This window comes from Methylocaldum sp., assembly GCF_039794385.1.
Classification (GTDB): domain Bacteria; phylum Pseudomonadota; class Gammaproteobacteria; order Methylococcales; family Methylococcaceae; genus Methylocaldum.
In genome coordinates this window covers 1-3,096 of the sequence record NZ_JBDIVO010000453.1, presented here as the reverse complement: position 1 = coordinate 3,096, position 3,096 = coordinate 1, and the positions used below count along the sequence as shown (strand labels likewise).

General features: G+C 55.7%; 2 protein-coding genes. One reads left to right on the top strand and one right to left on the bottom strand.

Going from position 1 to position 3,096, the window contains the following annotated elements:
• Positions 1-266 precede the first annotated feature (266 nt).
• Positions 267-1,247, bottom strand: coding sequence for a hypothetical protein (locus tag ABJK70_RS22580; protein ID WP_347259209.1), 981 nt, complete (start codon positions 1,245-1,247; stop codon positions 267-269).
• A 449-nt stretch (positions 1,248-1,696) separates the two neighbouring features.
• On the opposite strand from ABJK70_RS22580, the gene ABJK70_RS22575 reads away from it, so the two are divergent.
• Positions 1,697-2,509 carry a hypothetical protein gene (locus tag ABJK70_RS22575; RefSeq protein ID WP_077728912.1) on the top strand — a complete coding sequence of 271 codons (813 nt, stop codon included), beginning with the start codon at positions 1,697-1,699 and terminating at the stop codon, positions 2,507-2,509.
• The last annotated feature ends 587 nt before the right edge of the window (positions 2,510-3,096 follow it).

The following is a 3,096-nucleotide window of genomic DNA, read 5'->3' as shown; positions in this document are numbered from 1 at the left end:
AACGGCGCTCGACTCCGGATACGGGGGAAGCGGCTGTCTGCTGTCGCGGAAAATCTTGGGCGCGGCCATCTGCCGATAGATGTTGTTAATTGTGAATCAGGCCCGTCGATCCCTTCCTGGCACTTCGGGCCGAGGCCAAGGCCGGTACACGGCCGGCCTTGACTGACGCGGCTTGCCGCCGAGTGGGGCATCCCCACCCCGAATTAACCCGGCTCATGTTTGTTTATAGGCCGGGGTAATAGTACTCATGCGGGCGTGTAGCCCTCTCATTGCAGGACCACTGGTGAAGCCAAGCCGTACACTATTAGCTGGAACAATTCGTTCGATGTCGATACGCCGTCGCGGCGGGTGGTGAGCAAGGTGTGTCCAGCTGAGTCTCGGTAGATTCCCACATTGAACCCGCTCGAGGTTTGAAGCGCATAGGTGCAGTTGCCCTGATCGATGATCCGGAATTTCTCCCAGGCTAGGACTTGTGTCGCATCGGTGTGGAAGATGGTCGATGTGGTACTGATGCATGCGCCTGGAAAGCCCGGGTCGCAGTCGATATATTTTTGCACGAGTCCCCCACCACCGAGGGCGGTAACGAAGGTCACGCCATTGGAAGTCTGCAGAGCATGGGAACCGTCGCTTTGTCGGATGAATTTAAATCTCGACTCCGGTTCTGCCCGTCCGACTATTATTATGTCCCCTTGCGATGACCGGCCTCCCGGCAACTCGGCGGACAGAAATGTGCCGTCCGCGGTCAGAATGCCATACTCGAATCCCGATCCCACGTCGCCGCACTTGACGATCCGAAATTTTTCCCAATTTTGGATCTGCGTCGCATCGGTATGAAAGGCATCTGCGGATTTGCCGCCGGCTCCGACTGCCGTGACATAAAACCCCTTTATCGTATTGATCGCATAATAACTCGGCGCGAAGTTGCCGACGCTCAGGTCGAGCAGCCGAAACCGCTCCCAGTCTAGGGCTTGCGTCGCGTCGGTATGAAAAGCGCCACCCGTCAAGCCCCCTCCGTTCAGCGCAGTCAAATAATAGCCGCGGGACGTCTGAATGCTCTTGTCATGAGGCGTGTCGGGGTAAGTCACGGCAAACGTGAACTTTTCCCAGGGCCCGGCTGTCGTCGCGGTCGTCAGGAGGACAGGCTCGGCTATTCTTCCTCCCCCATCGAGCGCGGTCACATAAAAGCCTTTGTAAGTCCGCAGCGCGAATTCGCCCGGCCACGGCAATAAGGCAGTGAGACTCTGCATTGGGGCAATCCCGCCCTCCTGGACTTCACCAGAGGCCGGCTGGCCTTGACCCTGTTCGACAACGCTAGACGACGTTAGAGGATCGGATGGCGATGCTGACGCATCCGCGGCGTGGCCCGCCAGGCTCATGAGAAAACAAGCGATGGGCCGGAGTGATGGCAATCGATGTGTTCGCATGCTACACCTCTCAGATTGCTCCCCTAAAGAACAGGACATTCAGGAAGCGGCTTCGCCATTGCGAATTTGATGTAAGAATCGGGCTTGCTATAGTGACAGACTAACGCAGGTGCTGCGGACGAATCATTGATATATTTAGATGCCGAGGATGAAGGCCAGCGTAGCCCGGATGGAGCTTTACGGAATCCGGGACGAGTGGTGCATCGAGTCTCCCGGATTCCACTGCGCTCCATCCGGGCTACTTGCTAATGCATCGGAGCGGAATAAACAAATTGCAGGCAAAGCCACAGAAGCCCTGCAACGAATTGCCAAAGGGAGCGAATTTAACGCCCGGAGGGTTGCGAATTTTGGCGTCAAAATCGATAACCCAAAGCCAAAAGACGACGCACGACAATCCCATCAACTCGGACGGTAAAAAGCGCCGCTCCTTCGTCGCGCCACTTTTTGCTGCCGGTTATGAGCGGCGTTATGCATCGCAGTTCACAAGAGGCAACATGAAACGTAACGGCATTCTGTTCAGCTTTTTCGTCGGGCTCATGAGTTCTGGTTGCGCCAGCACGACCATGCAAACCTATCACGCAGGCGGGGACAAAGCAGTTTGCGGTAAACGGGGAGTCTCGCTCGGGCACGTTGCCATTTTGCCGGAAATGGCATGGCGGAATGATCAAAAGGAGCCTGAGAAACGTGAACAAATGGCATTGGAAGAGATTGAGCGGGCGTTCCGGGAAATTCCCTGTGGAAGTATTGCAGCTCCTGGCGGCATCAGGCAGGTTTCAGACTGGTCCGGCAGGCCGGAGTCGGAGTTGGTGTCGAAGTTTTCCGAGGAAGGCGTTGATACCGTCATTTTGGTGCGCATCGAAGAGTTGACCCCGCGGATATTTGTTACGTACTCACTTCCGTTCTTGTGGGCTGGTTCGAGCGAAGCGGACTTTCGCATCAGGACTCTCTCTGTACAATCGGGATCTGTACTTGCGGATATGCGCGTTAAACGATCTACCGGAGGGCCTTTCAATCTCAGGCCCGCTGAGTGGGCCGGAACTGAACTCAATGCCGCACTGAGGGCAATTATCGAGGAGAAAAAATAGAGTGCCGCGACAGATCTTGAAACCATCGCTGATCGTCTGTTTGCTAGCAAGTCCTGCTATCGCATGGGCGATGTTCAAGCCGATACGGGTCTTGGCGCCCGAATGGGCGGGCGATATCTCTTGTGTCAGCTCCAGGATCTGTATCGATAATGCATTGCGGTATCGGGAAGCATCCGAATTGTACGAGGGAGCTCTACGTTTCGTCGCCTCGGCTGTTGGTCCATTTCAACACAATCCACGCGTTGTATTCTGTTCTACGGAGGATTGCTTCCGGTCTTTTGGGTTCATAAAGGCTTCCGCAAGCACCGTCGGGAACTTTGGAATAGTCATCAGTCCGAGAGGTTGGACACCATATTACGTGCGCCATGAGATGGTCCACCACCTTCAGGCAGAGCAGCTTGGTGCTCTCACACTATGGCTTGGCCCGGAATGGTTCATCGAAGGCATGGCGTACTCCCTCAGCAAAGATCCACGCCGGCCGCTTTCGGAACCCTGGCAGCAACATCGGGCCGAGTTTGAGGGTTGGTATCAGAAGGTGGGGAAGGAACGTTTGTGGGAGGAGGCGCGAAAGCTATGAACCCGCATAA

Bases quoted from the DNA above. Each gene is read 5' to 3' on its own strand.
- ABJK70_RS22580 (WP_347259209.1), bottom strand. From the start codon at position 1,247: ATGCAGAGTCTCACTGCCTTATTGCCGTGGCCGGGCGAATTCGCGCTG.